We start from the raw sequence: 23,033 nt of genomic DNA, 5'->3' as shown, positions 1-23,033 counted from the left end.
GCTTTAATCGAAGCATGAAAAAAACAATATCGCTCCTGTGGATAATCTTTCTTCTACCAGCGTGGGCAGATGACTGCCCACAGTGGGATCAGGGAGAAGCCACTGAGCAGATCAGCAGTCTATCGGATGAAGTGGCTTACCATGATGAACTGTACTTCAACCAGAACGCCCCGATTATCAGCGATGGTGAATACGACGACTTGCTTGCCAGGCTGAAATACTGGCAAGCGTGCTTCCCTTCCATTGCAACAGAGAAATCCCTTAACCAAACTCCTCACAATAAATACACAATTCACCATCAGGCTCCAATGGGCAGCTTGAAGAAAGCGCAGTCTGCAGAAGAAGTAAAACGCTTTTTACAGCGAATAGCTGACAGTGGTGTTTTGGTACAGCCGAAGATTGATGGCGTTGCGGTTGAGCTGGTCTATAAAAACGGGCTGTTAATTCAAGCTTCCACCCGGGGAAATGGCGAAGCTGGAGTCGATATCCTAAATCATATCCGGCAGATGCCACTGATCCCAAAAACACTGGTTAATGATGAAATAAACCAACTCATTCTTCATGGAGAGCTATTCGCACGGCTTGATATTATTTCTCCATTAATTCTTAAGCCGTATGCCAGTGCCCGACACCTGGTTGCCGGTCAGCTCAATCGGTCTGATCCAGACACAGAAGCCGTAAAAGCCTTTGATTTTTTCCCATGGCAGTGGGTAAACAGCCCGTTTAATAGCGGTTTACAGTCAATAACCGCTTTAGCGGGCATGGGCTTTCCTCTGACCCTGGAGCATACCCACAAAACAACATCCTACCCTGAAATCAAACAGCGCCTTGAGCATTACGCAACCATCAAAAAACCCGTATTTTTAATGGATGGAATTGTGATTAAGGCCGACAGCAAAACTTTCAAAAAGCAGCTGGGCTGGACAGGTGATACACCAGCCTGGGCCATGGCATGGAAGTTTCCACCAGCAACCACCACATCAAAAGTGGAGGCGATTGAATTTACCATTGGGCGAACCGGCAATATCACACCCGTGGTTCATATTAAGCCCGTACTATTCAAAAACAGAACCCTCTCAACCCTTTCACTGGGCACTGTTCAGAATCTGGAAAAGAAAGCGATTGCCGTGGGGGATCAAATCAGTATCAAGCTCAAAGGGAGTGCCATAACGGTCTTTGGTAAGGTGTTGTTTCGTCCGGCAAACAGGGTAAGCCCGAAACTCCCGGATACAAGCCGCTATACGCCTTTTACCTGCCTCTCTATGACACCGGGTTGTGAACAACAGTTTGTCGCTCGCCTGATATGGCTAACCGGTAAGCAGGGGCTTGATATTGCAGCTATCAGCAAGCCAGCTATTCATCAATGGGTTCAAACGGGAACAATCCAGACAATGGTGGACATTCTGCAGCTGACACCCCATTCACTGCAATCGGCAGGGGTGCATCCGCAGGATATCCAGCAATATTTCGAATCCATTCGACGGCCGAAAAGCCTGGAGCAACAGATCCGTGCGCTGAGTATTCCAGGCATCGGGAAAAGCAATGCCCGCGAGTTGGCTGGGTGTATAACGGATTTACGAGGATTGTTATCCCGGCAGATTTCAGATAAGTGCCCAACGATTGGCAGTAAACGGATGGAAGATTTACAGGACTATGTGAACAGGAAGCAAGTTAGAGAGTTGATTGAGTTTCTGGATAAGCTTGGTAGTCGGGAAACCGGGTAAAAGCACAGTATCCCCCCAAGAGTCTCATTACTATGCTCTGCGTGGGAATGCATACCAATGCTGGCCGAATGTTCAGCCGTTGTTTTTATAGAGTTTGTGTTGAATTGCTTTCAAGCCTTGGGGCTTGTTTGAGAGCGGGAGCTACCGGTGTTTGCGGTTGGCATTCCCACGCAGAGCGTGGGAACGAAGCAACGAGGCAAGCGTTATTCTCCAAAAGTACCGTCAGATTTACCGCTCCATTGCTTGGACTTCGCAACGGCATCCGTAGCACAAAGATTATTTGCCGTTGTATCTCCACCATTTTGGCAAGACATCTTCCAGTTACCACCGGTAGCATCCGACTGGAAAATCAGAGTTTGTTCATCAAATGAACTCCCTGGCGTCACTATCAGCTCTGCATAAGTATTGTTTATATATTTACCAGTGGACACTCTGGTGCCATCCACCGAGGGTACACCGCTACCAGCAGCTCCAGGTTGACAGGATTGAATGGTAGCTGTCTGTGCGCAAATCGCTACAGCTGTCTGAAATGCTTTCACTTCGCTCAGTGCTGCCTGAGCCGTTGAGTTCCTGGTATACGCTTGATACTGTGGAATCGCTACCGATGCCAAAATACCAATGATCGCCACAACGATCATCAATTCAATCAGGGTAAAACCCGACATCTTACGGATTTCCGACATCCTTGTTTTCATAATTTTTTCCTCGACCAATGAGTTTTTTGACAGCGCGCTGAAGTCCATTGCTCAATCTGTCGGCACCGTCCTGCAGCCCTTTAAACAGGATAGTTAAGTGCAGTAATGGTGCAGGGCTACCTACTCACAAACCCGGTGGCAGCAAAACCCTGCAGGTCGTTTTGCCGACAGGGCAAATTCACCATAAATACGACATATCCCGTTGATTAGAATAATAAAACCACTAAACACGGCTTTTTATAGAGTGAAACCATCCATACCGCTTATCGTGCAGTAATCCCAGCCATGCTTCTTTTGACAGATCAGCTACTTTTTTTTGCCATTCGTCCGATAGCCAAAGTAATGACGCTATTTATTCAAGAACGGTTCAAAAAGGCATGGCTATGCAAAATAAAACCCTGGTAAATAACCAATTAGGCTCATGGCTGGCACGGATTGGTATTGCATTCATCATTGCTCTGTCAGCCTTTATCACTGGCTTTATCAGTCTGCAGTTCTTTTATCAGCAGAAAGTTGACAGCTATTTCTCAAACTTGGATATCAACAGTCTCTCAACCGATAAGTCTGCACTGATTATCCGAACCAAAGATCACTGGATTACCACCACCGGCCAGCACCGGGAAACCTACAGGCCGCTATTAGCGAAAGAGCTGGGCAATTATAAAAGTCATCAATATGTTGGCTGGTTTTCCAGTTTTAGCGACTGGCTGGGCAGCAATGACGGGCTACCATTTACGCTGCTTTATGAAGTTGAGTATGAGCATGGCGTAAGCGAAGAAACCTTTCTCTTCAAGGGGCTGTTGTCAACAAAGCTTGTTGCGAGACAGGTAAGGATTAATTAACTATTCATGTGTTTTGACAAGTTCCAGAACAAAAACTCCAAAATAGACATAGATAACGCAAATTGGTTTCGTGCACAGGTCGATCCCCGAAGGGAGCCGACTCGTGAATGGGTTAACCAGATGTTGAGCATTTAGCCACCTGCACAAACTAAGAGTGACTTGGCAGCAGCTCTGCTGGCATATAAACGCTCAACTCACCACTGGCCACCAGCTCGGATGCCTTCTGGATATCAGGAAAGAAATACCGGTCCTGATCATAAAACGGTATATCCTTTCTCACTGTTTTCATCACCCGCTGCAACGTTTCCGAGGTTTTGCAGGGTTTCCTCATATCCACTCCCTGTGCCGCCGCCAGCAATTCGATACCCACAATAGACGCCGTATTACTGTTCATCTCCCGTAAACGACGGGCACCATAAGTTGCCATGGAGACATGGTCTTCCTGGTTGGCAGAAGTGGGCAGACTATCGGCAACCGAAGGATGACAGAGGCAACGATTTTCACTGGCCAGAGCAGCCGCCGTGTTATGGGCAATCATAAACCCGGAATTGACGCCACTGTTCTTCACCAGAAATGGTGGCAATCCGCTCAGGTGTTGATCCACCAGCAATGCAATGCGGCGTTCACTGATGGCACCGATTTCTGCAATGGCCAGAGCCAATGCTTCGGCAGCCATGCCGGTTGGCTCGGCGTGAAAGTTGCCACCGGAAAGTATTTCATTCTGTTCAGCAAAGACCAGGGGGTTATCGGTAACGCCATTGGCTTCCACTGCAAGCAGGCCGGCGGCATAACGCACCTGCTCCAGACAGGCTCCCATCACCTGGGGCTGGCATCTCAGTGAGTAGGGATCCTGAACCTTGTCACAATCTATGTGTGCCTGCTCAATGTCACTGTGATCCAGCATGGTGCGGTAGGCATGAGCAATATCAATTTGCCCTTGCAACCCCCGCGCCTCGTGAATGCGAGGATCAAAAGGACGACGGCTGGCCATGGCTGCTTCAATGGAGAGGCTCCCGGCGATGATGGCTGATGCCATTAAATCTTCCGCACCAAACAGTCCCTGCAAGGCAAAGGCCGTACTGGCCTGGGTACCATTCAACAGTGCCAGTCCTTCCTTCGGTGCCAGCTTCATGGGCTCCATACCGGCGTAGGTCAGGGCTTCCATGGCCGTCAACTGCTGACCATCCACCAGGGCATGACCTTCACCCAGCAATAAACAGCTCATGTGAGCCAGTGGCGCAAGATCACCACTGGCCCCGACTGACCCCTTCTCGGGGACACAGGGGTAAACCCCCAGGTTAATCAGTTGAATCAGTGCTTCAATCAATTCCAGCCTCACTCCCGACAATCCCCGGGCAAGGCTGTTGATTTTTAATACCATCATCAGGCGGACAGTGCTTTCATCCATAAATTGTCCGACACCTGTCGAATGAGAAAGCACGATACTCCTTTGCAAATCCTCCAGCTCCTGATCCGGAATCCGGGTATTGGCCAGCAGACCAAAACCGGTATTGATACCATACACAACCCGATTTTCTGCCAGCGCATGATTCACGCAGGCCACACTTTTATGAATGGCTTCATAACAGTCCGGGGTCAGCTTGATCTGAACCTCGTGACGACTAACCCTGTGCAGGTCACTCAGCGATAATTTTCCGGGGTAAATCACTAACTCATTCATACCTTTGCCCTCCCGACTGCATGGGCAGGTCCAGACTATTGTCCTGTGCGCACTCACGGGCAATGTCATACCCTGCATCGGCATGGCGCATGACCCCGGTTCCCGGGTCATTCCACAGCACTCTGCCCAATTTTTCCCGGGCTTCATCGGTACCATCCGCGACAATCACCACACCGGAATGCTGACTGTAACCAATCCCTACACCACCACCATGATGGAGACTCACCCAGGTTGCCCCCGAGGCAGTGTTCAACAGGGCATTCAGCAGCGGCCAGTCAGAGACAGCGTCACTGCCATCCTGCATCCCTTCGGTTTCCCGGTTAGGGCTGGCAACCGAGCCTGAATCCAGATGATCACGACCAATCACCACTGGCGCACTCAGCTCACCACTGGCCACCATATCGTTAAAGGCCTGCCCAAGGCGGGCCCGGTCTTGCAAACCCACCCAGCAGATGCGGGCTGGCAGACCCTGGAAAGCGATGCGCTCTCTGGCCATATCCAGCCAGTTATGAAGGTGTGCATCGTCGGGAATCAGCTCTTTGACTTTCTGGTCAGTCTTGTAGATATCTTCAGGGTCACCGGACAGGGCTGCCCAGCGGAAAGGACCAATACCCTGGCAAAAGAGTGGACGAATATAAGCGGGCACAAAACCGGGGAAGTCAAACGCGTTTTCAACCCCGACCTCTTTCGCCATCTGTCTTATATTGTTGCCGTAATCAACAGTTGCCGCCCCCCGCTTCTGCAGCTCCAGCATGGCCCTCACCTGCACAGCCATAGATTCTCGTGCAGCACGGGTAACCGCCGCTTCATCCGCCTGACGACGTTCGCAGGCCTGAGACAATGTCCACCCTTTGGGCAAATAGCCATTCAATGGGTCATGGGCTGATGTCTGATCCGTCACCACATCCGGCGTAATATTGCGTTCAACCAGCTCGGGGAATATATCCGCCGCATTCGCCAGCAAGCCCACCGAAATCGCCTTGCCTGCCGATTTGGCCTGTTCAATCATCGCCAGCGCTTCATCCAGCGTCGCCGCTTTTTTATCCAGGTAACGGGTTTTCAGGCGAAAGTCGATTCGGGACTCATCCACTTCACAGGCCAGCATGGAAAAACCGGCCATGGTCGCAGCCAGAGGCTGTGCCCCCCCCATGCCGCCAAGACCACCGGTGAGAATCCACTTGCCCGAAGCATCCCCCTGGAAGTGGGTTTTGGCCATGGCCACAAAGGTTTCGTAGGTACCCTGCACAATGCCCTGGGAACCAATGTAGATCCATGAGCCTGCGGTCATCTGGCCATACATCATCAGCCCTTGTTTATCCAACTCATGGAAGTACTCCCAGTTTGCCCAATAAGGCACAATGTTCGAGTTGGCAATCAACACCCGGGGAGCACCGGGGTGGGTCTTGAATACCCCGACCGGTTTTCCGGACTGAACCAGCAATGTTTCATCGGTTTGCAGACGTTGCAGAGTGGCCACTATCTGGTCGTAGCAAGCCCAATCCCGGGCAGCCCGGCCAATACCGCCATAAACCACCAGCTGTTCAGGATGCTCTGCCACCTCCGGATCCAGATTATTCATCAACATACGCAGAGGGGCTTCAACCTGCCAGCTGCAGGTATTCAGCTCAGAACCTCTGGGAGCCCGAATGATTCGGTCCGGATCAAATCGCTGATGGCCTTTACTGCCGGTTTTACCAACGGGTTCTTTACCACCGGCTATAAGCATCTTCTCCTGTTCACTTGCCATATTCACCGTCCTCTACGTTACGCTGCTTTATTGTGGAACTGTCACCTGCACAATCGTTGTTATTGCCCCGGGAGGCTGTCGGTGTTACTCCTGTGATCCGACTTGTCGGCAGGTCATCAGGAAAACTGTAAATGGTCTCCCAGGCGGTATCGGTCACCGGGGTGCATCAGCCTGGCCAGACTGACGACACCGTGCCGACACCAGCTTCTTCTCGTGATTCTCAGACAGGGAGCACCGGCTTCCATAGCCAGAGCTTCGGCCACTTCTTTTGAAGGCAATACTGCTTCCACGACATGTGTCGCTTCTGTAAGCGCTGCAACCCCGGTCAGATAAACATTGGGCGTTTCCCTTGAAAAATCCTGTTTCAGGTAATCCGGAGCAAACCGCGGGTTAATATGACGTTCTTCCCATTGCAGTGGCAGGCCATTTTCGTAGTGAATAATAATGGAATGAAAAACGCTCGCTGACTCCGGTAACTCAAGGGAAACCGCAATGGCCTCGGACGCCTGTTCTTCAGACAGAAGCAATACCCGGTTGCTGTAACCATGCCCTCGCCCCCTGATCTCGTCGGCAATATTTTTTACCGTCAGTATTGACGACTGTGGCTCGATAGGAGCCACAAACGTACCCAACCCTTGCTGGCGCATCAGTACGCCCGATGCCGTCAGCTCCTGCAGCGCCTTCCTGGCGGTCATCCGACTTACCGAAAATTGCTGGCAGAGCTCATTCTCAGAAGGCACCTTGCGGGATTCTGTCCACTCACCGCACTCAATCTTGTCAAGAATATAGTGCTTAATCTGCTGATAACGGGGTAACAGGCTCTGATTCATAATTTATTTGTGCCAATTGGAGCTTTTCAGACGTTCCGGCGATCCCGGGGATCCTGAGTTTGATTATATTATCTTATTGTATATAGTTGTATATACAACAAGATAATGCAAATTGTACGATTTCGCTAAAAAATTCAAGGATTTTCTCGAGGTTAGAGTGAACAACGTTACCAGTGATCAGTGCAGTATTTGTCTGGGAGAATATGATGATGTTCCCACACACTATCGGGCTTTAATGAGTTGTGGACATACTTTTGGACGCTCATGCATCGTCCAGTGGGGAGAGCGAAAACTGAACTGCCCTTTATGCCGACATGCATATTTTCCCTTTGAAGTAGACAGGGCAGGTGACTGGAGCATTATAGACAGGGTATTGTCTCGTCGGAGTATTGTCGCAATTTCTTTATCGACGTTATTTGCTTATAACTCGATTACCTTCGAGGACAATGCCAGAATACTTTCACTGGCTATGGAGTTACGCTCCTTCTTTTCCTTTGCAAAATTTCTTGATCTGTTGATCGGAGTCGCTTTTATCCGACCCAACAACAATAACCCCGTTGACTTCCCCAGAATGGCCAGTGAGTTGTTGAGGCAGGAAGTGGACGCTATTCTTGCCCTGATTGTGGAAGTACTCCTTGGCATTGCACTTGGTAATATGATCGCCGCCTTACTCAGAAGATAATTTCACACGGCTCTTTTCCCAAGAATGGATATGGGAACCGATTACTTCATTAATCGAGTATCGTTTGAACTTTTCTGGCAAGTATTTATTTTGACGTTCATGCATTATCTAAAGGAGACAACAAATGCTGATTACTCCTGAAGCTGTGGCTCATCATTCAGTCAACCAATAACGGCCTAACACCATGAACAACAGTAACGCTGATCCATCACTGACCGCCTGTGACCTATTCATTCGGAATATTCACCTTGCCACCATGGACCCGGCCCGCACTGCCACCTGCCCCTATCACAGCGTCAGCCAGGGTGCCGTGCTGGTGCAGGACGGCAAGATTGCCTGGGCAGGAGCAGAGTCAGAATTACCGCCAGGTAGCAATGCGAAAGAGACCATCGATGGACAAGGACACTGGCTAACACCCGGCCTGATCGACTGCCACACCCACCTGGTCTATGCCGGCGACCGCTCCAGAGAGTTTGAACAGCGGCTTGAAGGCGTCAGCTATGAAACCATCGCCAAACAGGGAGGTGGCATTCTCTCCACCGTCAAAGCCACCCGGGCAGCCACGGTTGAAGAACTGGTTGACGACTCCCGCCCACGACTTGAGGCATTACTGGCTGAAGGGGTGACCACACTGGAAATCAAATCCGGCTACGGCCTGGATACGGAAACCGAAACCAAAATGCTCCGGGCCGCAAGTCTGTTGGCCAGTGAGTACCCTGTCACTGTCGTTCGAACTTTTCTGGGTGCCCACGCTTTGCCGCCGGAATACAAAAACCGGGCTGACGATTACATTGAACACGTTTGCACTGAAATGATGCCTGCGGTGGCCAGAGAACAGTTGGCCGATGCCGTGGATGTGTTCTGTGAAAACATTGCTTTTTCACCGGAACAGACTGAACGGGTATTTAAAGCAGCCAAAGCCCATGGGATGAACATCAAACTCCATGGCGAGCAACTCTCTGACAGCGGCGGCACCCAACTGGCGGTAAAATATCAGGCGCTATCCGTGGACCATCTGGAATACCTCAGCCAGTCCGGTATTGAAGCGTTAAAAAACAGCAACACGGTAGCCACTCTGTTGCCGGGAGCCTTCTACTTTCTTCGGGAAACCAAGTTGCCACCTATTGAAGCATTAAGAAAAGCTGGCGTTCCCATTGCCATTGCTAGCGATCTGAACCCTGGTACCTCCCCTTTCGCATCTATACGACTGATGATGAATATGGCCTGTACCCTGTTTCGTATGACGCCTTCCGAGGCACTGGCCGGTTGTACCCGCCATGCGGCACAGGCACTGGGTCTGCAAGAAAAAACTGGCCGAATCAGAGCAGGACTGGATGCCGACCTGTTACTCTGGCCTGTCAGCCATCCAGCCTCTCTGGCGGCCGGGCTCACGGGCATCTCCCCTTCCCTGATCATAAAAAGTGGCCAAATTGTGCAATCAACCATCTCCAGAAACCCACCATTCTCCTGGTCTGGCCGCATCGATCAGGAAACCGATCCACAGGCTGCACAGCGCTGGCACCAGAAAGTTCGCCCTTATGCACCGGGGGGCGAACCAGGAGCTGCTTTACTGGGGTTTGAGTCTGATGAAGGCGTCCGGAGAAATCAGGGCCGACCCGGGGCCGCCAAAGGGCCCGACCATATTCGACAGGCACTGACCAACCTTCCCTGGAATCGCACTGCCCCGGTTTGGGATGCAGGCAACCTTCACTGCCATGGCACCAACCTTGAACAGGCACAACAGGACTATGCCGGGCAGATGTGCCAACTATTAGACAATGATCAATTAGTGATTGGTTTGGGAGGAGGCCATGAAATTGGCTGGGCTTCTTACCAGGGACTGATGATGCATCTGGAAAAACAGAGGCAGGGTAAAGACCCGATCAATGTCGGCATTATCAATTTTGATGCCCACTTTGACCTCCGTTTACCCGAAGCGGGTCCCAGCTCAGGAACGCCATTCTGGCAGGCTTCTGAATACGCCCGAGAGCACCGTATCCCGTTTAACTACCTTTGTTTTGGCATCAGTGCAAGCAGTAACACTCAGGCGCTTTTTAATCGAGCTGATCAGCTGGGTGTCGCCTATCGACTCGATAAAGAAATGACATTGCTGAACCTGCCATCGTTACAGCAAGATCTCCAACAGTTTATCGACCGGGTGGATCATATTTATCTGACCATCGACATTGACGCCTTCCCTGCCGCCCTGGCCCCCGGCGTCAGCGCACCCGCTGCCAGAGGCATTCCACCGGAGGTTGTCGAACCTTTGCTGGATATCATCAAACATTGCGGCAAGCTGAAACTCTTTGATATCGCTGAAACCTGCCCGAAACATGATATCGATGCACACACGGCCCGACTGGCAGCACGGTTAATTCATCAGCTGGCTGGACAAACCCGGTAGATTATTCAGAATGCATCAGCAAACCATATATACGCTCATCAGGGGATTGAGGAAAATTAAAAAAATGGTTCGAGGTATGTAAAATACCGCTCCTTTTTGCAATTGCTCGGTCAGCGGATCAAGGTTCTCAGCGAAGTATTCCAGCGTGTCGTTCAATCATCTGGTTTCTTCACTAAATACTGTTCTCAGTCTTAGCGTTTTACAGGCAGATTGATTGTCATTTTATCAGAGCTCAAGCAATGAACCCTGGACAGCATCACCGCTTTGATCTGCCCTCTCACCGTCAATCAACAGCTCCCCTTCCTGGTCACCCTGCCCATCCAGAACACGGTAGAGCAGAGAATAAGCGACCCGCCATTGTCTTTCAGCCACCTGCAGGGAGACTGATTTAGTATTCAGACGAAGGACATGACCAAAATGTTCTTCCCCATGCTTATCTTTAAAACCCAGCAGATCTCCCACAGCAATGGCATGGCGACTCAGGCCTTGTTGAGCTTCATGATTAACGCGGGCATCGGCACCTTCAAGATTGAGCATGTAGTAGGGCACCGTCCAGCGTTTGCCATCAGAAAAATCCAGTACCAGTGCCCGCTTTTGCCTAAGCTGCAACACCTCGCAGTCACGCAGCGAGTTGCTGTTTCGATCAAAGTAGCTCAGCTTTTGTCCAACGGTCAGCGCCGCCTTGATCCGGCCAATACGCTCTGACGACTCTAGCTCACGATCAATCATGGCATTCAGCCGGAACAGATCAAAGGTGCTGGCCTGATTCAGGGCTTCCAGCAATTGGGCATAATCCATGGTTGGTTTGGCGGGGGAGTTACTGTTATTCATTAGTAGTCAGTACCATGATTTAGTTATGGATGTTTGATCCCAAAGGCAGAACAAATTGATGGCCGGTTACCGGTGCCTCAACCACTGCCCGTGGTTGGTTTTCTTTGCATAGCATTGTTGCATTTATGCCGACGTCTGGTCACAGGCTTTTCGTCTGTCCAGCATTATAGTCATAAGTCGAAGACCAGCGAGTTTTGCAGAGAGTTCGCCTGCCTTTCAACCCCTATCAGGAATACATCGACTAATCGACTAAATAAGCCCTTATTTTTTCTGCATATAATTTTTGAATTTCCAAACGAGGGGCGTTTGAGGGGCTAATTGGATTTACCGTGTTCCATGCTGATATAGCCAAATCACCTAACTCGTTTTTTGTGAGCCTCTCTACATTGTGCTAACATTTGTACACACAGCAATAAGGGAACCATGATGGAAACAAGAATACAATTTCGAGTCGATGAGGAAACAAAACGCCTGGCTCAAAAAATGGCTGAAAGTCAGGGGCGCACTATCAGTGATGCATGCCGGGAGTTTACTGAGCAACTGGCCGAAAAACAGCGTAAGTTATCCTCCCACGATCAATGGCTAACCCAACAAGTCAACCAGGCATTTGAGAAACTGGACTCTGGAGCAGCGGATTTTGTTGAACACGATAAAGCCAAAGACGAGATGGCTAAGCGCAAAGCAAAAATTCGCAACAGAGGCAGTCAGTGATGGTTTTATGGGAAGAAGAGTCTCTGAATGATCGGGAAAAGATCTTTGAGTTTCTTTATGATTTTAATCCTGAAGCCGCAGAAAAGACTGATCTGATCATTGAAACGGAAGTTGAAAACTTATTAGAACAACCGCTTATGGGGGTTCAGCGTGAAGGCATCCGTGGCAGATTGCTGATCATTCCGGAAGTATCCATGATTGTTTCATACTGGGTGGATGGTAAAGATATTCGTGTAATGCGAGTTCTTCATCAGAAACAAAAATTCCCAAAAAGAAAAAGGGCGTAAACTTTTGAATTTACGCCCTTTAATCTGTCTGACTCTGCCTGTGTCGGCCTGAGTCAGTTTTGGTGGTTGGTGGAGGCGGCGGGACTTGAACCCGCGTCCGCCAGCTCTACGCCTTCGGCTCTACATGCTTAGTTTCCGTTATTAAGTTAACGCAGAACGACCCAACGGTCAGGGTGACACTGCGCGATCCTGTGGATTTAACCCACCGGTTCCAGGAAGACCGATGTGGCGATTCTATTTTCGGTAACGATCAATTTCCACCCAACAGACAAGACAGAGTGATCGGGAGAAAGCTGTTATTAGGCAGCCATTGCTCCGTTGAAGCTATTATCGTTAGCAACTATACGTTTGTAGCGTTTTGATTTACGAGAGCCGCTACGCCCTCGACATGCACCTTGGGTTTCGTAACCGTCGTCGAATCCTGATCGCCCCCAGTAACAAAACTCTGTCGTATTTATGCCAAAAGTGGATAGCAAATGCAACTGTGTTTAGTACATAAGTATTTTTACACTGCAAAAAATACCATTGTCGTTAAATTTTCCTGAGAAAGACTATAGGCACCTTCTGTATGAAGTACTGAGCCGGGAAACCCATCGCCAGCTGTTTTTATTCACTGTACAGGCACTGCTCAGAAACAAGTCCCGAATTCAATAGCCAGGTGAATTGCATTAAGAAAAAGGAGTAAGCGGCACACAGTGAAACCGTGTGCCAGGGGTTATCAGCCGCGGTGCATAACCCGCTGCTTTTCAATATTCCACTCACGCTCTTTAGTGGCTGCACGCTTATCAAACTCTTTTTTACCCCGGGCAAGGGCAATCTGGCATTTGATCAGATGGCCTTTCCAGTAGAGTTTGGTGGCGATGCAGGCGTGGCCTTTTTGCTGGGTTACCGAGAACAGGTTAGCCAGTTCTCTGCGGTGCAGCAGCAGTTTACGGTCACGCAGAGGGTCTGCCACAACATGGGTGGACGCGGTGATCAGCGGTGTGATCTGGGCACCAATCAACCAGGCTTCGCCATCTTTGAGCAGGACGTAACTGTCCACCAGCTGGACTTTGCCCTGCCGGAGGCTTTTCACTTCCCAACCGGCGAGGGAAATGCCTGCTTCGAAAGTCTCGTCGATATGAAAATCGTGACGGGCTTTCTTGTTGACGACGATGGATGAGTCGCCCTGTTTGCCTTTCTTTGAACTTTTTGCCATGGCGCGGATTATAGGAGCAGCTAAATGTAAAGTCACTAATTCTGCGGGATCCGGACGGGTTTCGACAATAGCACCGGATCAACGAAGGTTTAGCATAGTGAATATTTCTGCATTTAATAACCTTAATATTCAAAAAACTCTATTTTAACCAATTAGACGGAAAAAACGGTTGAGATGAAGTGCCTGACCGGTACAATAGCGACCAACCTGTGTGATCTTCTCCGCTCTTCCATCAGCATGCTGTTTCATCTGAGGTAGTCTTTATAGCTGATTGTTCGGCTTGGAGGTTTACCGGGATTGTGTTGTTCCCGTGAAAATCTCGCGTGGCAATTGTTCAAGAAGCAAGAAGCCGTCTGAAATGCAGCGTTGCTGTTCTGGTTTTTGACAACCGGCCTTATTGATAAAGATGGTCGCAGCTGTATCTTATCCATAAGAATTATTCTGTGTTGTTAGACCTTACCTGCCTTTCAAACAGCCTCTGAGTAAAATAATTCGACTCATTGGGGAACTCATGTCCGGACAAAATCCAACGACATCGAAAAAAACCTGGGCCAACCGCTGGACCTTCATGCTGGCCGCCGCCGGCTCTGCCATCGGCCTGGGTAATATCTGGAAATTTCCATACATCGCCGGGCAATATGGCGGTGGTGCCTTCGTTATGCTTTATCTGCTGTGCATCGCCGTTATGGGTGTACCTCTATTGATGGCAGAAACGGCCATTGGCCGTCATACCCGCCTGAGCCCCCTGAATGCCATTCGCAAGCTGACCAGTGACCTGGGGGCCAGCAAACTGTGGGGCATTATCGGCTGGATGGGTATGCTGGCGGGCTTCCTGATTCTCTCTTTCTACAGTGTCATCGCTGGCTGGTCCCTTTCTTATGCCTGGGACATTGTGACCGGGGCCTTCAGCGGCATGAACACCGATCAGGTGGGTGATGCTTTTGGTGGGCTGGTGTCATCGGCACCACGTCAGATCTTCTGGCACACCGTCTTTATGGTGATCACCCTGGTGATTACCGCCCGAGGTATCCATAAAGGTCTTGAGAAAGGCCTGCAGGTGATGATGCCCGCCCTGTTCGCCTTGCTGCTGATCATGCTGGGCTACAGCATGCTGGAAACCGGACAGTTTATGCGCGGTTTTGACTTTATGTTCTCCGTGGATTTCTCCAAAGTTACCGGTGAAGCGTTTGTTGCTGCACTGGGTCAGGCGTTCTTTACCCTGAGTCTGGGCATGTGCTGCCTGATGGCTTACGGCGCTTATATGCCCGCCAATAACTCCATTCCAAGAACCGCCATTAACGTTGCCGCTCTGGATACCCTGATGGCAATTATCTCCGGCCTGATTGTCTTCCCGATCGTATTTGCCTATGGTCTGGAGCCCTCTGCCGGACCCGGCCTGCTGTTTGTCTCCCTGACGGCCGCCTTTGTGCACATGCCGATGGGTGAGCTGTTTGGCTTCCTGTTCTTTGTTCTGGTGGGTATTGCTGCGCTGAGTTCGGCTATCTCCCTGGTTGAACCGGCACTGGCCTGGCTGATCGAGCGCACACCACTGAGCCGTACCGTCGCGACGGTGATTCTCTGTGCTGCCATCTGGTTTGTTGGCCTGGGCACCGTGTTCTCCATGAGTGGTGACCTGACCTTCACGCTGTTCGGGAAGAACTTCTTCGACCTGCTGGATTACTTCACCAGCAATATCCTGCTGCCTGTGGGTGGTCTGCTGGTCTCCATCTTCGCTGGCTGGATAATGAAGCGTTCAACCTTGGTGCATGAGCTGGGCCTGAGCGTGGGAGTATTCAACCTGTGGCGTGCCATGATCCGTGTGATCGTGCCGCTGTGTGTATTGACGGTGTTGATTACCGCGCTGTTCTAGATCTCAACAGCCCCTGACACTGTCTATTAATCCAAGGGCCGGAATAGGTTATTCTATCCGGCCTTTTTTTATGAAAGGCGCTTTGTATGCCAAGGATTTCCCGTTCCGCACTGGTCATGTATTCCGCTGAACAGATGTATGATCTGGTCAGCGATATTGAGTCGTATGCAGAATTTCTGCCGGGGTGTGCCGGTGGTCGTATTGACCGTCAGGAAGGCGCACAGTTGGAAGCCACCCTGGAAGTTGGCAAGGCCGGATTGCATCATAGCTTTTCCACAAGGAACCAAATGATTCCCGGGAGGTCTATTGAGATGCAACTGCTGGAAGGGCCATTTAAACACTTATCCGGTATCTGGACATTTCAGCCCCTGGCTGAGGATGGCTGCAAGGTCTCCCTTGAGCTGGAGTTTGAGATGAGCAATAAGCTGACTCAGGCAACACTGGGTGGTCTGATTGGCCACATGATGAATGCCATGGTCGATGCCTTTGGCAAAAGAGCGAAGCAGATTTATGGCTAAGATGTTAATGGATGAACCCACTATCCACGTAGAAGTGGCCTATGCAAGAGCCCATGAGCAGAAAATTATCGCACTGAAGGTCAAAGAGGGAACTACAGTTCTGGAAGCGGCCAGGGAATCAGGCATTGTTGATTACTTTCCGGAGATTAATCTGGCCGAGGCGAAACTGGGCATCTTTGGCAAGGCCGTGTTAAAGCCCGCAGAACAGGCACTGAAAGAAGGCGAACGGGTTGAGATTTACCGCCCCTTGATTGCCGACCCGAAAGAGGTTCGCAAACGCAGGGCTGAACAGGCGAAACAGAAGAATTCTGTACAGTAATAACTGAGGATGATGTTCTTCAGGAATGGTATCAGCAGTGATTACTGCTGATTACTACCGGGTACCAGGTCACCTTGAATGGAATGAAGTTGATCGTTTACGAAAAACAGCGTAACCGTCTTCTGCTCACGGCTCTTACCACCGGGCTGCAAGCTGTAGATGTAATCCCAGCGATTGCTGTTAAACGTATCCTCGATCAAAGGCGTACCCATGACATACTGGACCTGGGCTCGGGTCATGCCCGGACGGAGCTGGTCAACCATCTCCCGGGTAATGACATTTCCCTGCTGAATATCAATTTTATAGGCACCGGGGAAACTGATAAGCTTCGAACCACTGTCCGTGGAGCTGGCGCACCCTGTCAGAAGGGTGGCTGAGAAAAGTGCGGCGGCCAGGGCGATCGTGGTTTTTGGCATCGGTTTCAGACTTCCACTATCTTGCTCAAAAATGACTAGCAGCCTGCTCGCAGAGCAAAATGAAAAAGCTGCACGAAAATGTGATAATAGCAGGATTATCTTGCAAAGGGTTAGGGAAACGTGTTGGAAAATCAAGAGTTACGCAAAGCAGGACTAAAAGTCACCCTGCCTCGTGTGAAGATTCTGCAGATCCTTGAAGGTGCCGAAGAGAAGCATATGTCGGCGGAAGATGTCTACAAGGCTCTGCTTGAAGCTGAAGAGGATGTGGGTTTGGCCACCGTCTACCGGGTACTGACCCAGTTTGAGAGTGCCGGTTTAGTGGTTCGCCATAACTTTGATGGCGGTCATTCCGTGTTTGAGCTCGCCCGCGGGGGGCACCATGATCATATGGTTTGCATGGAGAGCGGAGACGTTATCGAGTTTATTGACGAAGAAATCGAGAAACGTCAGTACGCCATTGCTGAAAAGCACGGCTTTGAAATTGTGGATCACAATCTGGTGATCTATGTACGTCCAAAGAAGAAAAAATAAGCAGCATTAAAAAAGAAAAAAACAAGAGTTAACCTCTAACCTGTGAGATCACTTGCCCCCTCTGCTTCTGCCGAGGGGGAATTCATTTTTTCTTCAATTGGTTAGTGAAATTAATCAGAACGGATAGATCAACATTCGTTTCGTAATTGATCCCTTGATTTTTGTGCCAAACCAGATAGTTAAACGTAACTATCCAATCAAAAACTCCGTCAAGAGCAAAACGATGGAACTAACATAATAAAAAAATGTCTATATAAAGACTTTCAATCAAAAGGAATCAAGCAAATGGAAATAAGAGCCAGAATCGGTCAACTTGTCCGCTTACGAGCCGGTGGTCCCGTACTGTGTGTTACGTGCGAATACCCTATGGCTGATGGATCTTATAGCTATACCTGCCAGTGGTTTGAAGATGACAGACTGAGAGATTACACCTTTCCAATCGTAGCCCTTGAACCGGTGGAAGGTGAGTTTGAAGCCAGTATTAAGGGTCAGCCCGGCACCGAAGTGGAAATAGAAGCAGAAGCAGAAGTAGATACAGAAGCGGAAGCAGAAGAGGGCGATAAGGGTAAAAACTATCACTAATACTCATTCAAGAATAAACGATGGAACTAATATGATTAAACAATGTCTATTAAAAAAACTATCAAACTTGCATAAGGATTCAAAGATATGGAAATAAGAGCAAAAATCGGTCAACTCGTCCGCCTGAGAGCCGGTGGCCCAGTACTTTGCGTTACCTATGAATACCCGATGGAGGATGGTACTTATAGTTACTGCTGCGAGTGGTTCGAATATGAAAAACTCAGACACTCAACCTTTCCAATCGTAGCCCTTGAGCCCGTGGAAGGTGATTTTGAAATTGATATTGAGGTTCAGCTCGACCCTGAAGCAAAGACAAAGGCTGATGCAGAGACAGAACCAGAATCAGAATCAGATAATGAAGCAGACAAAAAAGGTGGCAAACCAGGTAAAAATTTTCATTAACTCCGCCACATCCAAACCTGTGAGGTTGCTTTAATTCATTTAAAGCAACTTTACCGGAAGCATTTATACGGCTTGCACCTGAGCCTGAAACAGCATCTCCTGGGCATGACTCAATGTTGGTGCGGTCAGCTCAACACCTCCCAGCATTCGGGCAATTTCGTGTACGCGATGTTCACCATCCAGCTCGAGAATACGGGTGCTGGACGCCTTACGACTGACTTTTTTACTAACGTGCAGATGCTGATGGGCCTGGGATGCCACCTGGGGCTGATGGGTAACACACAGCACCTGCCCTTTTTTACCCACTTCTCTCAACATACTGCCCACAATTTCTGCTGTGCCGCCGCCAATACCGACATCCACCTCATCAAACACCAGCGTTGGCGTTGATGTGGTTTGTGCAATAATCACCTGAATGGCCAGACTGATACGGGAAAGCTCTCCACCGGAAGCCACTTTGGCCAGGGCGCGCGGAGGTTGCCCCGGGTTGGTGGTCACCAGAAACTCGATGAATTCAAAGCCCTGAGAGGCAACCGTGCGATCAGGAATGTCTGTCAGCTCGACACAGAACTTACCTTTGGGCATACCCAGCAAGGCAATGCGTTCAGACACCTGTTGTTCCAGTTTGCGCGCAGCGGCCCTACGTCTGGCAGACAGTTTTTCGGCTAACTGATTGTGTTTTTTCTGCTGCTGTTCCAGGGACAGTTCAAGGTCGGCGACCTGTTCATCATGACACTGAACTTTTTCCAGCTCTTCGCTGATCTGCTGTTGTTTTTCCAGCAACGCTTCCGGCTGGATACGGTGTTTGCGGGCCAGATCAAAAATAGCACTGAGCCGGTCTTCGATTTCCCGGGCCCTTTGCGGATCGGCATCAAAGTGATCAATAAAATGATTCAGCTCGCCAACCGCTTCCTCCACCTGAATCTGCGCGGATGACAGCATCTCCAGAGAGTTATTGATGGCGGCATGCTCAAGCTGCAGTTCACTGAGGCGGTGCAGGCAAAAAGAGAGCTGCTGCAGCAAATTATCACCATCATCACTGGTACAAACCCGGGTGATCTGATGGCAGGCCGATAAGGTTGCACCGGCCTGGGATTGGTGGCGATGCTCCTGCTCCAACTGCTCAACCTCCCCGGGCTGAAGGTTTAACTGCTCCAACTCATGCAACTGATAACTCAGCAATTGAACCCGCTCTTCCCGGTCCTGCTGATCGGACAATAAAGCATGCAATTGCGCAGAGGTCTGGCGGTAATCTGCGGCCATATCCGCTACTTCCCGGGACAGCGCCAGCGAGCCGGAAAACTCATCCAGCAGCTCAGCGTGATTGCTCTTTTTCAACAATGATTGGTGGGCATGCTGGCTGTGAATATCGATTAACAGCTCCCCCAGCCCCTTCAACTCGGCAAGTGTGACCGGGATACCATTGATATAGCCCCGGGAGCGACCTTCACGGGTAACCACCCGGCGCAAAATACATTCGTTCGCCGAGGATTCGGAACCGCCAGCATGCTCACCGTCATAATCTCGCTCCTGCAACCACTCTATTGCGGCAGGTATGCGCTGAAGGTCAAAGCAGGCGCGGATATCGGCCCGATCAGCGCCATCACGCACACAGTCGCTGCCCGCCCGGCCTCCCAGGGCCAGCCCGAGGGCATCCAGCATAATGGATTTACCGGCACCGGTTTCCCCGGTGATGGCGGTCATCCCGGGATTGATGTCCAGGTTAAGGTGGTCAACGATGGCATAGTTGCTGATGGAAATTTGGTTCAGCATGGCAGCTCTCACGATCCCAATTGCATATCGGGTTACTGTTTATTTATACAGTAAACTTAAAACCCGAATTGGTAAAGCAAATTTCCCCTTGAATAAGCTGCCATGAACCCCATATTAGGCTATCACTTAATATTTACTTTTGCCGGGGCCCTACGGAAGCAATACGGCCCATAACACGAAGACACGTTCCAGCCAGCATTTCAGGCTGGATTGACATCCGGAGAAACGTTGGAATGACTGTAGAAAACACCAAAGCAGAAGATCAGGCCGAGCAACCTGAAGCCAACGAAACTGAAATTTCTGCTGACGCTGAGGCAGCCGTTGACCCGATTCTGGAAGAGGCGGCTGATTCAGAAGATCAAGCCGAAGAGCAGGCCAACGACGATAGCGCCAGACGAATCGAAGAACTCGAAGAGCAGCTAGCCCAGGCTAAAGACCAGGCGCTGCGCGCTCATGCCGAAGCCATGAACACCAAGCGCCGCGCAGAGCAGGACGTTGAAAAAGCCCACAAATTTGCCCTGGAGAAGTTCGTCAACGAACTGATCCCTGTGGTTGAGAGCCTGGAAAAAGGTATTGAAAGCGCAGAACAGGGTGAAGGTCAGCACGAGACCATGCTCGAAGGCATGCGCCTGACCCACAAGCAGCTGCTGGATGCCCTGGCAAAATTCAGTGTTGAGCAGGTTAACCCTGAAGGCCAGCCGTTCGACCCGAACTTCCATCAGGCCATTTCCATGGTGCCCAACCCGGATATGGAACCCAACACCGTGATGAATGTCTTCCAAAAAGGCTACACACTGCACGGTCGTGTTATCCGTCCGGCCATGGTGGTGGTTTCCAAAGCGGCTTAACCAAAGAGGGGCTCCGGGAGGCTGATCGAGAATCTTGCAAGAGCCCCTTGAAAAAGCAAAGACCGCTCCCATATAGCAAACCAAGATCGTGGTAATCACCACCTAAACGCTGTTTCACCAGACTCAACATCGGTTGAAAGCATTGGGCAGCGAACAAAGATTTCAAAGTTTTCCGCCCTGATTACGGGCAATGGAGAGACTCAAAATGAGTAAAGGCAGAATCATTGGTATTGACCTGGGTACCACCAACTCCTGTGTGGCGATCCTGGACGGCGATAAATCCAAAGTCATCGAAAACGCTGAAGGCGCACGTACCACCCCTTCCATCATCGCCTACACCGACGACGGTGAGATTCTGGTAGGCCAGCCAGCCAAGCGCCAGGCGGTTACCAACCCCGACAACACCCTGTTCGCCATCAAGCGTCTGATCGGCCGTCGCTTTAAAGACGACGTCGTTCAAAAAGACATCAAGATGGTTCCGTACAAAATCATCGAAGCGGACAACGGCGATGCATGGGTTGAGGTTAAAAGTGACAAGAAAGCACCGCCTCAGATCTCTGCCGAAATCCTGAAGAAGATGAAGAAAACCGCTGAAGACTATCTGGGCGAGTCAGTAACTGAAGCGGTTATTACCGTTCCTGCCTACTTCAACGATTCCCAGCGTCAGGCTACCAAAGACGCAGGCCGTATCGCGGGTCTGGAGGTCAAGCGGATCATCAACGAGCCAACCGCTGCGGCGCTGGCTTACGGCATGGACAAGAAAAAAGGCGACCAGACCATCGCCGTTTATGACCTGGGTGGCGGTACTTTCGACGTATCCATCATCGAGATCGCTGACGTAGATGGCGAGCACCAGTTTGAAGTACTGGCCACCAACGGTGACACCTTCCTGGGTGGTGAAGACTTCGACCTGCGCCTGATCGAATACCTTGCCGACGAATTCAAAAAAGACCAGGGCATCGACCTGAAAGGCGACCCACTGGCCATGCAGCGTCTGAAAGAAGCCGCTGAGAAAGCCAAGATTGAACTGTCTTCTACTCAGCAGACAGACGTCAACCTGCCTTACATCACTGCCGATGCCACCGGTCCCAAGCACCTGAACGTTAAAGTCAGCCGTGCCAAGCTGGAATCCCTGGTAGAAGACCTGGTTGCCCGTTCTCTGGAGCCATGCCGCATCGCGGTCAAGGACTCTGACCTGGACCTGTCTGACATCGACGAAGTTATCCTGGTGGGTGGTCAGACCCGTATGCCACTGGTTCAGCAGAAAGTGGCCGAGTTCTTTGGTAAAGAGCCTCGCAAGGACGTTAACCCTGACGAAGCGGTGGCCATGGGTGCTTCCATCCAGGCTGCGGTTCTGGCCGGTGACGTCAAAGACGTTCTGCTGCTGGACGTTACTCCGCTGACCCTGGGTATCGAAACCATGGGCGGCGTAATGACGCCACTGATCGAAAAGAACACCACCATCCCGACCAAAAAGTCCCAGGTGTTCTCTACGGCCGACGACAACCAGGGCGCAGTCACCATTCACGTGTTGCAAGGTGAGCGCAAGCAGGCGACTCACAACAAGTCCCTTGGCCGTTTCGACCTGGCAGACATTCCGCCAGCACCTCGCGGCATGCCACAGATCGAAGTCAGCTTCGACCTGGATGCCAACGGTATTTTGAATGTTTCGGCAAAAGACAAGGCAACTGGCAAAGAACAGTCTATTGTGATCAAGGCATCTTCCGGTCTGTCGGACGAAGAGATCGATCAAATGGTCAAGGATGCTGAAGCCAACGCAGCAGACGACAAGAAGTTCGAAGAGCTGGCGGCGGCCCGTAACCAGGCTGACAGTCTGGCGCACGCAACCCGCAAGACGCTGGAAGAAGCCGGTGACAAGGCCACTGAAGAAGAGAAGGCGGCCATCACCAAGGCGATCGAAGACGTTGAAGCCGCGGTCAAAGGTGACGATAAGGAAGAGATCGAAGCCAAGACCAAGGCACTGTCTGAAGCCTCTGCCGGTCTGGCCCAGAAGATGTATGCTGAAGCTCAGCAGCAGGGCGAAGCCCAGGCTGATGCCGGTGCCGACCAAAAGGCGGATGCAGCTGACGACGCCGTTGACGCTGAGTTTGAAGAAGTAAAAGATGACAAGAAGTAAGACCA

At 50.6% G+C, this 23,033-nt stretch carries 22 protein-coding genes and 1 other RNA gene; 14 read left to right on the top strand and 9 right to left on the bottom strand.

Annotated elements, in window-relative coordinates; translation table 11 throughout:
• Positions 1 to 14: 14 nt before the first annotated feature.
• Positions 15 to 1,724 (top strand): DNA ligase LigA-related protein, encoded by a 1,710-nt coding sequence (locus tag ACO6V1_RS01415; RefSeq protein WP_422465501.1) that lies wholly within the window; start codon positions 15 to 17, stop codon positions 1,722 to 1,724.
• 203 nt (positions 1,725 to 1,927) lie between these two features.
• On the opposite strand, the gene ACO6V1_RS01410 is transcribed toward ACO6V1_RS01415, so the two are convergent.
• Positions 1,928 to 2,467, bottom strand: a complete 540-nt coding sequence (locus ACO6V1_RS01410) for a pilin (protein ID WP_422461392.1) — start codon at positions 2,465 to 2,467, stop codon at positions 1,928 to 1,930.
• A gap of 335 nt (positions 2,468 to 2,802) precedes the next feature.
• Between ACO6V1_RS01410 and ACO6V1_RS01405 the strand changes: the two genes are divergently transcribed.
• Entirely contained in the window at positions 2,803 to 3,261 is a 459-nt protein-coding gene (locus ACO6V1_RS01405) for a hypothetical protein (RefSeq protein WP_422461394.1), read from the top strand.
• A gap of 148 nt (positions 3,262 to 3,409) precedes the next feature.
• Here ACO6V1_RS01405 and hutH read toward each other — a convergent pair whose 3' ends face one another.
• The 3 genes from hutH to hutC all read right to left on the bottom strand — a co-directional run bounded on the left by hutH (position 3,410) and on the right by hutC (position 7,519).
• Positions 3,410 to 4,942, bottom strand: a complete 1,533-nt coding sequence (gene hutH, locus ACO6V1_RS01400; protein WP_422461396.1) for a histidine ammonia-lyase — start codon at positions 4,940 to 4,942, stop codon at positions 3,410 to 3,412.
• The gene (gene hutU, locus ACO6V1_RS01395; protein WP_422461417.1) at positions 4,935 to 6,668 is read right to left on the bottom strand and encodes a urocanate hydratase; all 1,734 of its coding nucleotides are present in this window, start codon (positions 6,666 to 6,668) and stop codon (positions 4,935 to 4,937) included. The genes hutH and hutU overlap by 8 nt, the downstream gene beginning before the upstream one ends.
• A 137-nt stretch (positions 6,669 to 6,805) precedes the next feature.
• Positions 6,806 to 7,519 carry a histidine utilization repressor gene (hutC, locus tag ACO6V1_RS01390; protein ID WP_422450095.1) on the bottom strand — a complete coding sequence of 238 codons (714 nt, stop codon included), beginning with the start codon at positions 7,517 to 7,519 and terminating at the stop codon, positions 6,806 to 6,808.
• A gap of 112 nt (positions 7,520 to 7,631) precedes the next feature.
• Here hutC and ACO6V1_RS01385 point away from each other — a divergent pair, with 112 nt between their 5' ends.
• Both ACO6V1_RS01385 and hutI read left to right on the top strand, forming a co-directional pair.
• Complete coding sequence (locus ACO6V1_RS01385) at positions 7,632 to 8,201, top strand: RING finger domain-containing protein (RefSeq protein WP_422465499.1); 570 nt, start codon at positions 7,632 to 7,634, stop codon at positions 8,199 to 8,201.
• Between the two features lie 184 nt (positions 8,202 to 8,385).
• Positions 8,386 to 10,605, top strand: a complete 2,220-nt coding sequence (gene hutI, locus ACO6V1_RS01380) for an imidazolonepropionase (protein WP_422465497.1) — start codon at positions 8,386 to 8,388, stop codon at positions 10,603 to 10,605.
• Positions 10,606 to 10,830: 225 nt separating this feature from the next.
• Here the strand turns inward: hutI and ACO6V1_RS01375 are convergent, their stop codons facing one another.
• The gene (locus ACO6V1_RS01375) at positions 10,831 to 11,436 is read right to left on the bottom strand and encodes a hypothetical protein (protein ID WP_422450092.1); all 606 of its coding nucleotides are present in this window, start codon (positions 11,434 to 11,436) and stop codon (positions 10,831 to 10,833) included.
• A gap of 423 nt (positions 11,437 to 11,859) precedes the next feature.
• Here ACO6V1_RS01375 and ACO6V1_RS01370 point away from each other — a divergent pair, with 423 nt between their 5' ends.
• Together ACO6V1_RS01370 and ACO6V1_RS01365 are read left to right on the top strand one after the other, a co-directional pair.
• The gene (locus ACO6V1_RS01370; RefSeq protein WP_422465495.1) at positions 11,860 to 12,147 is read left to right on the top strand and encodes a type II toxin-antitoxin system RelB/DinJ family antitoxin; all 288 of its coding nucleotides are present in this window, start codon (positions 11,860 to 11,862) and stop codon (positions 12,145 to 12,147) included.
• On the top strand, positions 12,147 to 12,434 hold the full coding sequence (locus tag ACO6V1_RS01365) for a type II toxin-antitoxin system RelE/ParE family toxin (protein WP_422465542.1): 288 nt from the start codon (positions 12,147 to 12,149) through the stop codon (positions 12,432 to 12,434). Before ACO6V1_RS01370 ends, ACO6V1_RS01365 begins: the two co-directional genes overlap by 1 nt.
• A gap of 67 nt (positions 12,435 to 12,501) precedes the next feature.
• On the opposite strand, the gene ssrA is transcribed toward ACO6V1_RS01365, so the two are convergent.
• Both ssrA and smpB read right to left on the bottom strand, forming a co-directional pair.
• Positions 12,502 to 12,867, bottom strand: a transfer-messenger RNA (tmRNA) gene (ssrA, locus tag ACO6V1_RS01360).
• Positions 12,868 to 13,152: 285 nt separating this feature from the next.
• The gene (gene smpB / locus ACO6V1_RS01355) at positions 13,153 to 13,632 is read right to left on the bottom strand and encodes an SsrA-binding protein SmpB (protein ID WP_101745079.1); all 480 of its coding nucleotides are present in this window, start codon (positions 13,630 to 13,632) and stop codon (positions 13,153 to 13,155) included.
• Between the two features lie 511 nt (positions 13,633 to 14,143).
• Between smpB and ACO6V1_RS01350 the strand changes: the two genes are divergently transcribed.
• The 3 genes from ACO6V1_RS01350 (at position 14,144) to ACO6V1_RS01340 (ending at position 16,339) form a co-directional block, all read left to right on the top strand.
• Complete coding sequence (locus ACO6V1_RS01350; RefSeq protein ID WP_422465493.1) at positions 14,144 to 15,502, top strand: sodium-dependent transporter; 1,359 nt, start codon at positions 14,144 to 14,146, stop codon at positions 15,500 to 15,502.
• A gap of 86 nt (positions 15,503 to 15,588) precedes the next feature.
• Entirely contained in the window at positions 15,589 to 16,020 is a 432-nt protein-coding gene (locus ACO6V1_RS01345; RefSeq protein ID WP_269675517.1) for a type II toxin-antitoxin system RatA family toxin, read from the top strand.
• On the top strand, positions 16,013 to 16,339 hold the full coding sequence (locus ACO6V1_RS01340) for an RnfH family protein (protein ID WP_422461400.1): 327 nt from the start codon (positions 16,013 to 16,015) through the stop codon (positions 16,337 to 16,339). Before ACO6V1_RS01345 ends, ACO6V1_RS01340 begins: the two co-directional genes overlap by 8 nt.
• Positions 16,340 to 16,380: 41 nt before the next feature.
• Here ACO6V1_RS01340 and ACO6V1_RS01335 read toward each other — a convergent pair whose 3' ends face one another.
• Entirely contained in the window at positions 16,381 to 16,755 is a 375-nt protein-coding gene (locus tag ACO6V1_RS01335; RefSeq protein WP_101745082.1) for an outer membrane protein assembly factor BamE, read from the bottom strand.
• Between the two features lie 120 nt (positions 16,756 to 16,875).
• Between ACO6V1_RS01335 and fur the strand changes: the two genes are divergently transcribed.
• The 3 genes from fur to ACO6V1_RS01320 all read left to right on the top strand — a co-directional run bounded on the left by fur (position 16,876) and on the right by ACO6V1_RS01320 (position 18,270).
• Positions 16,876 to 17,286, top strand: a complete 411-nt coding sequence (fur, locus tag ACO6V1_RS01330; RefSeq protein WP_101745083.1) for a ferric iron uptake transcriptional regulator — start codon at positions 16,876 to 16,878, stop codon at positions 17,284 to 17,286.
• Between the two features lie 285 nt (positions 17,287 to 17,571).
• The gene (locus ACO6V1_RS01325) at positions 17,572 to 17,868 is read left to right on the top strand and encodes a DUF2158 domain-containing protein (protein ID WP_422450087.1); all 297 of its coding nucleotides are present in this window, start codon (positions 17,572 to 17,574) and stop codon (positions 17,866 to 17,868) included.
• Positions 17,869 to 17,955: 87 nt separating this feature from the next.
• Complete coding sequence (locus ACO6V1_RS01320) at positions 17,956 to 18,270, top strand: DUF2158 domain-containing protein (RefSeq protein WP_422450086.1); 315 nt, start codon at positions 17,956 to 17,958, stop codon at positions 18,268 to 18,270.
• A gap of 63 nt (positions 18,271 to 18,333) precedes the next feature.
• Here ACO6V1_RS01320 and recN read toward each other — a convergent pair whose 3' ends face one another.
• Positions 18,334 to 20,043 carry a DNA repair protein RecN gene (gene recN, locus ACO6V1_RS01315; protein ID WP_422465491.1) on the bottom strand — a complete coding sequence of 570 codons (1,710 nt, stop codon included), beginning with the start codon at positions 20,041 to 20,043 and terminating at the stop codon, positions 18,334 to 18,336.
• A gap of 233 nt (positions 20,044 to 20,276) precedes the next feature.
• Here recN and grpE point away from each other — a divergent pair, with 233 nt between their 5' ends.
• Both grpE and dnaK read left to right on the top strand, forming a co-directional pair.
• Positions 20,277 to 20,891 (top strand): nucleotide exchange factor GrpE, encoded by a 615-nt coding sequence (grpE, locus tag ACO6V1_RS01310; RefSeq protein ID WP_422450084.1) that lies wholly within the window; start codon positions 20,277 to 20,279, stop codon positions 20,889 to 20,891.
• A gap of 205 nt (positions 20,892 to 21,096) precedes the next feature.
• Positions 21,097 to 23,028, top strand: coding sequence for a molecular chaperone DnaK (gene dnaK, locus ACO6V1_RS01305; protein WP_422450083.1), 1,932 nt, complete (start codon positions 21,097 to 21,099; stop codon positions 23,026 to 23,028).
• The last annotated feature ends 5 nt before the right edge of the window (positions 23,029 to 23,033 follow it).

The sequence above is a fragment of the Endozoicomonas sp. ALC013 genome (assembly GCF_049310205.1).
Taxonomy (GTDB): domain Bacteria; phylum Pseudomonadota; class Gammaproteobacteria; order Pseudomonadales; family Endozoicomonadaceae; genus Endozoicomonas.
Note: the sequence above shows the minus strand (reverse complement) of the source record. Positions and strands in the feature narration are given on the sequence as shown.

Bases quoted from the DNA above. Each gene is read 5' to 3' on its own strand.
- hutH (WP_422461396.1), bottom strand. From the start codon at position 4,942: ATGAATGAGTTAGTGATTTACCCCGGAAAATTATCGCTGAGTGACCTG.
- ACO6V1_RS01350 (WP_422465493.1), top strand. From the start codon at position 14,144: ATGTCCGGACAAAATCCAACGACATCGAAAAAAACCTGGGCCAACCGC.
- ACO6V1_RS01370 (WP_422465495.1), top strand. From the start codon at position 11,860: ATGATGGAAACAAGAATACAATTTCGAGTCGATGAGGAAACAAAACGC.
- ACO6V1_RS01340 (WP_422461400.1), top strand. From the start codon at position 16,013: ATGGCTAAGATGTTAATGGATGAACCCACTATCCACGTAGAAGTGGCC.
- ACO6V1_RS01415 (WP_422465501.1), top strand. From the start codon at position 15: ATGAAAAAAACAATATCGCTCCTGTGGATAATCTTTCTTCTACCAGCG.
- ACO6V1_RS01410 (WP_422461392.1), bottom strand. From the start codon at position 2,467: ATGGACTTCAGCGCGCTGTCAAAAAACTCATTGGTCGAGGAAAAAATT.
- smpB (WP_101745079.1), bottom strand. From the start codon at position 13,632: ATGGCAAAAAGTTCAAAGAAAGGCAAACAGGGCGACTCATCCATCGTC.
- ACO6V1_RS01375 (WP_422450092.1), bottom strand. From the start codon at position 11,436: ATGAATAACAGTAACTCCCCCGCCAAACCAACCATGGATTATGCCCAA.
- grpE (WP_422450084.1), top strand. From the start codon at position 20,277: ATGACTGTAGAAAACACCAAAGCAGAAGATCAGGCCGAGCAACCTGAA.
- hutU (WP_422461417.1), bottom strand. From the start codon at position 6,668: ATGCTTATAGCCGGTGGTAAAGAACCCGTTGGTAAAACCGGCAGTAAA.
- ACO6V1_RS01335 (WP_101745082.1), bottom strand. From the start codon at position 16,755: ATGCCAAAAACCACGATCGCCCTGGCCGCCGCACTTTTCTCAGCCACC.
- ACO6V1_RS01345 (WP_269675517.1), top strand. From the start codon at position 15,589: ATGCCAAGGATTTCCCGTTCCGCACTGGTCATGTATTCCGCTGAACAG.
- ACO6V1_RS01325 (WP_422450087.1), top strand. From the start codon at position 17,572: ATGGAAATAAGAGCCAGAATCGGTCAACTTGTCCGCTTACGAGCCGGT.
- hutI (WP_422465497.1), top strand. From the start codon at position 8,386: ATGAACAACAGTAACGCTGATCCATCACTGACCGCCTGTGACCTATTC.
- ACO6V1_RS01320 (WP_422450086.1), top strand. From the start codon at position 17,956: ATGGAAATAAGAGCAAAAATCGGTCAACTCGTCCGCCTGAGAGCCGGT.
- recN (WP_422465491.1), bottom strand. From the start codon at position 20,043: ATGCTGAACCAAATTTCCATCAGCAACTATGCCATCGTTGACCACCTT.
- ACO6V1_RS01365 (WP_422465542.1), top strand. From the start codon at position 12,147: ATGGTTTTATGGGAAGAAGAGTCTCTGAATGATCGGGAAAAGATCTTT.
- dnaK (WP_422450083.1), top strand. From the start codon at position 21,097: ATGAGTAAAGGCAGAATCATTGGTATTGACCTGGGTACCACCAACTCC.
- hutC (WP_422450095.1), bottom strand. From the start codon at position 7,519: ATGAATCAGAGCCTGTTACCCCGTTATCAGCAGATTAAGCACTATATT.
- ACO6V1_RS01405 (WP_422461394.1), top strand. From the start codon at position 2,803: ATGCAAAATAAAACCCTGGTAAATAACCAATTAGGCTCATGGCTGGCA.